This window comes from Vibrio sp. 1288, assembly GCF_033344475.1.
This window is the reverse complement of the sequence record NZ_JAWPOX010000069.1, coordinates 1-6,369: the sequence shown is the minus strand read 5'-3', so window position 1 is coordinate 6,369 and position 6,369 is coordinate 1. Positions and strand designations below refer to the sequence as shown.

The window sequence follows — 6,369 nt, the reverse complement described above, 5'->3', positions numbered from 1 at the left end:
TGTTTTACCGTGGTCAACGTGGCCGATAGTACCAACGTTAACGTGCGGTTTCGTACGTTCAAATTTTTCTTTAGACATGAGTGGTCCCTCTAGGTACGGATTTAGGTGGCCCAAATTGACCACGCAACCAAAAAAAGATAATTGGTAAATCTAATATCAAAAGGAAATAAACTTGAGAGCTGGTGCTGATAGGCAGACTCGAACTGCCGACCTCATCCTTACCAAGGATGCGCTCTACCACCTGAGCTATATCAGCACTCAAATTAGAGTGGAGCGGGCAGCGGGAATCGAACCCGCATCATCAGCTTGGAAGGCTGAGGTAATAGCCATTATACGATGCCCGCAACACGTAACTCTGAGAGCTATTTCCTAAAGAATATGGTGGAGGGGGACGGATTCGAACCATCGAAGGCAGTGCCGGCAGATTTACAGTCTGCTCCCTTTGGCCACTCGGGAACCCCTCCAAATTTTCAAGCCATTCAGACTACTAAAGGAAAGAATGGTGCCGACTACCGGAATCGAACTGGTGACCTACTGATTACAAGTCAGTTGCTCTACCTACTGAGCTAAGTCGGCATAAGTGGTGCGCATTCTATTGAATGATTTTCTAGGTTGCAATAGTAATTTGAAAAAAAATCATAAATTTCGATTTTTTAGATTCGTTTGCTGCAAATTCGTACAAACTTAGCTTTTTTAAAGCAAACTTCGACCTTTGTCGTTTGCTTTGAAGTTCGCTTGATGTATGTTCTTGCTTCTATTAAACCAAGGATAAAAGAGACCCATGAGTCCATTTTTGTCATTTGACCGTGCAAATTGGGCCGAGTTAAGAAACTCTGTACCGATGACACTTTCTGAAGACGACTTGACTGCGCTTCAGGGCATTAATGAAAACCTAACCATGGAGGAAGCGGTAGAGATCTACCTTCCTTTGTCTCGTCTTTTGAATCTGTATGTCCAAGCTCGTCAAAGCCGCAATTCCGTATTACAACAATTCTTAAATACAGAGGAACATGCTCCCCCTTTCGTAATTGGTATCGCTGGCAGTGTTGCTGTAGGCAAAAGTACGACTGCTCGTATTCTAACGGCATTGCTTTCTCGTTGGGAGAATCATCCCAAAGTCTCCTTGGTTACAACAGATGGCTTCCTATATCCGAAAAAAGTACTAGAAGAACGCGGTATCATGCATCGTAAAGGCTTCCCTGAATCCTATGATATCAAGCGTTTAGTCGAGTTCATGTCTGACGTAAAGGCAGGAAAGCCCGATCTTGAAGTACCCATCTACTCTCACATCACGTATGACATTACTGATGAACTAAGAAAAGTGGATAGACCGGATGTTCTTATTATTGAAGGTTTAAACGTTCTGCAAAGTGGAATGGACTATCCACATGACCCGCATCGTGTCTTCGTCTCTGACTTTTTAGATTTTTCAATTTATGTCGACGCAGAAACAGAGACCATTGAACATTGGTATGTAGAACGCTTTTTAAAGTTTCGCCAAGGGGCCTTTACGAAACCTGGATCTTATTTTAGCCACTACACACAACTCTCTGTCGATGACGCAAAGAAAAAAGCGAAGCAAATTTGGCATGATATTAATGGGCTCAATTTAGAATTGAATATTCTTCCAACTCGTGAGAGAGCCCACTTGATTCTACACAAAGGCGTTAACCACTTGGTTGATAAAGTCTCGTTGCGAAAGTAATCGAAGATTAGTCACTTTTACGCAACGAGATTTCACCACCAATATAAGTCTCTAGTCCTTGGGAGGTTTCAATTAATATTCCACCTTGATGATCGATGCCTCGAACGACGCCATATACCTCTCTAGGACCAATAAGCAGTTTGACCTGACGATTAAGGAAATTGTCTAACCGATTCCAACGTTCGATAAAGCCAGTAAGTCCTTTCATTTCATATTCGACAAGTGCGGAATTCCAATGCTTGATAAGTGTCATTGCTAGAACATTTCTATCGATCTTGAGACTCTGATTTACTTGGTTCAACGTGGTCCATGGCTGGTCAATCTCAGGCTGGTCGTCAGGCATTCCAATATTCAGGCCCATCCCAATCACTAGATGAGCAGCCCCACCGGCCTGACCCGACATTTCAACCAAGATTCCGGCCAGTTTTTTATCTTGATAATACAAGTCATTCGGCCACTTGAGTTTAACACCTTGCATGCCTACTTCTTCCAGAGCTTCCACTGCGGCAATCCCAATCACCAAGCTCAAGCCCATTGCCGCAGCCATTCCCGCATCCAGTCGCCAATACATAGAGAGATATAAGTTAGAGCCAAACGGTGAGACCCATTGTCTACCGCGGCGACCACGCCCTTGTGCTTGATATTCAGCAATACAAACACGGCCCTTTTCCGAATCCACGACTCTGTCGAGCAAATACTGGTTCGTTGAGTCAATCACAGGGACAAGTTCAACAAGTGACTCCGAGCTAGTGGTCAGGAGTGTCTCGTCTAACAACTGCAATGGTGAAGCTAATTGGTAACCACGCCCTTGCACTCGATAAATATCAATACCCCATTCACTAAGACCTTTAATGTGCTTAGCGATTGCCGCTCTGGAAACATTAAGATCGTCGCCCAACGCTTCTCCTGAATGAAACTCTCCATCACTTAATAACCTTAAAATATGAAGTTTCGTAGAGTGATCTTTTCTCATCTAGATGCCTCGATCTGAGTCAAATTCGTCTCCCCGGTACGATTGAGAAAGCGTACTTCATGCTCAAGTATGATTTGGTATTTATCCCATACCGTCTGCTTCACTAAAGAAGCAAGCGCGACAATGTCATCAGCACTACAATTATCCATGTTGGTCAAAACCAAAGCTTGCATAGGGTTGACCTGCGCACCGTGTACAGACTTCCCTTTTAATCCACACTGATCGATAAGCCAACCAGCAGCAATTTTCATTCCTCCAGAAGCTGGGTAGGCCACTACGTTAGGGTATTTTTTTGTGAGTCGATCATAGTGATCTTGCGTGATCACTGGGTTTTTAAAGAAACTACCTGCGTTACCTATCTTGGTTGGATCTGGCAGTTTTGCCTTTCGCACTTGGCATACTCGTTCGAAGATAGAAGCAGGGCTGAGTTGTTCTTCTGGGATACTTTGTAAAGGACCGTACTGGTTAATCGGCTGCCATTGCTTCGCCAACTTAAGCCCTAATGCGGTGATAAAGCACTTTCCGTGCAACGCATGTTTAAATATGGAATCCCTATAGGCAAACTCACAGTCTTGGGCGTGCATTCTTTTGTTTTCAAACGTAGTTAGATCAAGAACATCTACATAATCACAGATGTCTTTTAGCTCTAGGCCATACGCACCAATGTTCTGAATAGGAGCCGAGCCAGCACAACCTGGAATCAAAGCTAAGTTCTCGATCCCACCGATCCCCTGATTCACACACCAGGAAACCAATTCAGGCCAATCTTCACCACCGGCAATATGTAATAGGTAGTGCTCATCCGTTTCCGTGACTTCTTTACCCATGATTCGATTAACAATCACTAATCCCTCAAAATGTTCTGTAAAAAGAACATTACTTCCTTTACCTAAAAAAAGTTTCGGTAAATGGGTGAATCTTGGGTTTTGAAATAGCTCAATAACATCTTCAAGCGACTCAACGATAGCTAAATAGGAACACGATTGTTCAATTCCAAAAGTATGGTAAGCCTTTAGGCTCGCATTTGTTTTAATTTGCATAGTAGGTTTGCAACACCAGATAAGATTCTCTTAAACTGTCGACATTCTACATTAGTTATCTTTTAACCGCAGTGACAATACCAGACTCATTAATCATAGAAGTGTTAAATCCCATCAAGCTCCCCCTCATTAAGAAACTATACAAAGCGTATTACCCTGCGGGTCGAGCCAAAAAAGATGAATTGATCATTACAGCAAGCCATAAAGGTGAAATCATTGCGTTACTACGTTTAAAAAGTGTAGATAAAGTTCGTCTATTGACAGGAATGTTGGTCATTCCGAAAGTTAGGGGAACAGGGATTGGAAAAGAACTACTAACTCATTGTAAAAACAATGTTTTCACTGATGGCGATTATTGCTTCGCGTTTACACATCTCGAATCCTATTATTCCAAGCATGGATTCACAACAATTGATTGCTCTGAGCTACCACACCCGCTAAAAATGGCATTTCAACGTTATGTAGATAGCGGTAAAGATCTCATTCCAATGCAATTCATCTCTTCAACGACATCAAAACGCGTGCTTTTGTAGCCAGGTAAATCATATCTTTGATAAAATGGCAGGTTCGCAATATTGCACTAAACTAAGGTACTCATACCGATATGATAGTAAGTAGGAATCCATTCGAACAGTTGCCAAGTCTCGCTGTCAATCCGGAAGACTTTGATGTTCTGTATTCAGCAGAATCATTCAGAACCCGTCTTTTAGATGCTATCAGCAAAGCAACGTCGCGAATTTACCTAGTCGCTCTATATCTGGAAGATGATGAAGCTGGACGTGAAATTCTCACTGCGCTTTATGAAGCGAAACAGCGCAATCCTGGGTTGGACATCAATATCTGTGTCGACTGGCATCGAGCGCAGCGTGGCCTGATTGGTGCGGAGACATCTGAGGGTAATTCAGCGCTTTACAAAGCATATGCCAGCAAATACCAACACCCAATCCCTGTCTATGGCATACCAGTGCGTGGCAGAGAAGTTTTTGGGGTACTGCATTTAAAAGGCTTCATTGTCGATGATACTGTTATCTACAGTGGGGCGAGCTTAAATAACGTTTATCTCCATTATCATGAACGTTATCGATTTGATCGTTACCATGTGATTCGACATGAATCTTTAGCGAATTCAATGGTGCAATTCATTCAGGAAGAAATGATTGCTCACCCTGCCGTTAATGATCTTGCAGGAAAAGATAAGCCAGAAACCAAAGAAATTAAGTCGGCGATTCGCCAACTGAGGGCTTCTCTTGCTCAAGCCAATTATAAGTTTGAAGACCAAGCTGCAACAGAAGAAAGCGTAAAAGTCACTCCGTTAGTTGGGCTAGGCAAACGCCGTAATCTACTCAATCAACAGATTGTAAAGTTATTGGCAGCAGCCCAAGACGAAATTTTCATTTGTACGCCTTACTTTAACTTCCCTAAAGCACTTCATCGTGAAGTGAAACGAGCCATGAAGCGTGGTGTGAAAGTAACTATTGTTGTGGGTGATAAAACCGCCAACGACTTTTACATTGCACCTGAGGAAGACTTTAAAACCATTGGCGGACTTCCATATCTTTACGAAGTGAATTTACGTCGCTTTGCGAAAACCAATGAAGCGAATATCGCCGCACGTAAATTGTCAATTCACCTATGGAAGCATGACAATAACAGCTTCCACCTTAAGGGTATTTGGGTTGATAAACGCTATATGCTACTTACTGGGAATAACTTAAATCCACGTGCTTGGTCACTCGACCTAGAAAATGGACTACTCATACAAGACAATTATGCGAAGCTCACTGAGAAGTTTGAAGACGAAGTTTCGCGTATTCTTGAGCATACTCACCTTATCTGTACTTATAAGCAATTAGAGAAAGTAGAAGACTATCCTATAGGGGTACAGCGACTGGTCAGAAAAATTACCCGCCTAAAGGCAGATGGTGTTTTAAAGCGTATTCTTTAGACATCATTTCTCGCTCTAAAGTACGTCGAGATTTTTATACTAAGCCAACCGCTTTAGCAGTTGGCTTTTTCATATAATCCATTTGGAATACTTAACTATTTTCTAGTACCGCTAGTGAGCACATAACCACTTAGATCTAGAGCGACTCTCTTAATGGGTTTGAGCTTTGACGTTTGTGAGTTATTCCGCATAGCTTACAGCCTCGAGCTAAGCTCCCCCTCTCTGTTCTGGCGCTTCTTACCCCTTGGCGATATATTTTTTCTGAGACTCATCAAATGTTCAGCGTCGAAAATCATCACCTCGCTAATGAAGAGCTCCTTCAATCTTTCACCTTCCAATTCTTTTCAAGTCGTTTGATTTTTGAGCCAGGAGAGATTGGGGGTATATATGACGCTTTTCTGGATTATGCGCACAGTTCGTTTTTTCTTTCTCATCAAGATTCAAGCCGTTGAACGCCTTTGAATACCATAGATTACTTAGGTTTGTTTGTAGGTCATATTGTCTTTCCACAGCATCAACGGCCTATATTAATTAAAGCCTAGTGTGTAATCACGCAGAGTTCGCTTAGTAGGGATTATGGGGAGTAGTCTAGTTAGGTGTAAACACACTTCAGGGAAACGCCGCAGTAGAAACGAAAAAAGCCTCAGTCTTTCGACTGAGGCTTAATATAAGTGGCGGAGTGGACGGGACTCGAACCCGCGACCCC

At 42.7% G+C, this 6,369-nt stretch carries 5 protein-coding genes and 4 tRNA genes; 3 read left to right on the top strand and 6 right to left on the bottom strand.

From position 1 onward, the window contains the following. Positions 1-180: 180 nt before the first annotated feature. The 4 genes from R8O11_RS24475 to R8O11_RS24460 form a co-directional block, all read right to left on the bottom strand. Positions 181-256, bottom strand: a tRNA-Thr gene (locus R8O11_RS24475). A gap of 13 nt (positions 257-269) precedes the next feature. Then, positions 270-344: transfer RNA gene (locus tag R8O11_RS24470), tRNA-Gly, on the bottom strand. A gap of 35 nt (positions 345-379) precedes the next feature. Then, positions 380-464: transfer RNA gene (locus R8O11_RS24465), tRNA-Tyr, on the bottom strand. Positions 465-500: 36 nt separating this feature from the next. Beyond that, positions 501-576, bottom strand: a tRNA-Thr gene (locus R8O11_RS24460). A gap of 205 nt (positions 577-781) precedes the next feature. On the opposite strand from R8O11_RS24460, the gene coaA reads away from it, so the two are divergent. Further along, positions 782-1,705: a type I pantothenate kinase gene (coaA, locus tag R8O11_RS24455; protein WP_005388683.1), complete on the top strand. Its 924-nt coding sequence runs from the start codon at positions 782-784 to the stop codon at positions 1,703-1,705. Positions 1,706-1,712: 7 nt separating this feature from the next. Here coaA and birA read toward each other — a convergent pair whose 3' ends face one another. Both birA and murB read right to left on the bottom strand, forming a co-directional pair. Further along, positions 1,713-2,678, bottom strand: coding sequence for a bifunctional biotin--[acetyl-CoA-carboxylase] ligase/biotin operon repressor BirA (gene birA, locus R8O11_RS24450; RefSeq protein ID WP_033907505.1), 966 nt, complete (start codon positions 2,676-2,678; stop codon positions 1,713-1,715). Beyond that, positions 2,675-3,718 carry a UDP-N-acetylmuramate dehydrogenase gene (gene murB, locus R8O11_RS24445; protein WP_033907506.1) on the bottom strand — a complete coding sequence of 348 codons (1,044 nt, stop codon included), beginning with the start codon at positions 3,716-3,718 and terminating at the stop codon, positions 2,675-2,677. Before murB ends, birA begins: the two co-directional genes overlap by 4 nt. A 101-nt stretch (positions 3,719-3,819) precedes the next feature. Between murB and R8O11_RS24440 the strand changes: the two genes are divergently transcribed. Next, positions 3,820-4,251, top strand: a complete 432-nt coding sequence (locus R8O11_RS24440) for a GNAT family N-acetyltransferase (RefSeq protein ID WP_031781233.1) — start codon at positions 3,820-3,822, stop codon at positions 4,249-4,251. A 71-nt stretch (positions 4,252-4,322) separates the two neighbouring features. After that, positions 4,323-5,663 carry a CDP-diacylglycerol--serine O-phosphatidyltransferase gene (gene pssA / locus R8O11_RS24435; protein ID WP_033907507.1) on the top strand — a complete coding sequence of 447 codons (1,341 nt, stop codon included), beginning with the start codon at positions 4,323-4,325 and terminating at the stop codon, positions 5,661-5,663. Positions 5,664-6,369: the final 706 nt, after the last annotated feature.

What these genes read in the sequence shown, in the direction of transcription:
- coaA (WP_005388683.1), top strand. Translation starts at nt 782, where the DNA reads ATGAGTCCATTTTTGTCATTTGACCGTGCAAATTGGGCCGAGTTAAGA.
- birA (WP_033907505.1), bottom strand. Translation starts at nt 2,678, where the DNA reads ATGAGAAAAGATCACTCTACGAAACTTCATATTTTAAGGTTATTAAGT.
- murB (WP_033907506.1), bottom strand. Translation starts at nt 3,718, where the DNA reads ATGCAAATTAAAACAAATGCGAGCCTAAAGGCTTACCATACTTTTGGA.
- pssA (WP_033907507.1), top strand. Translation starts at nt 4,323, where the DNA reads ATGATAGTAAGTAGGAATCCATTCGAACAGTTGCCAAGTCTCGCTGTC.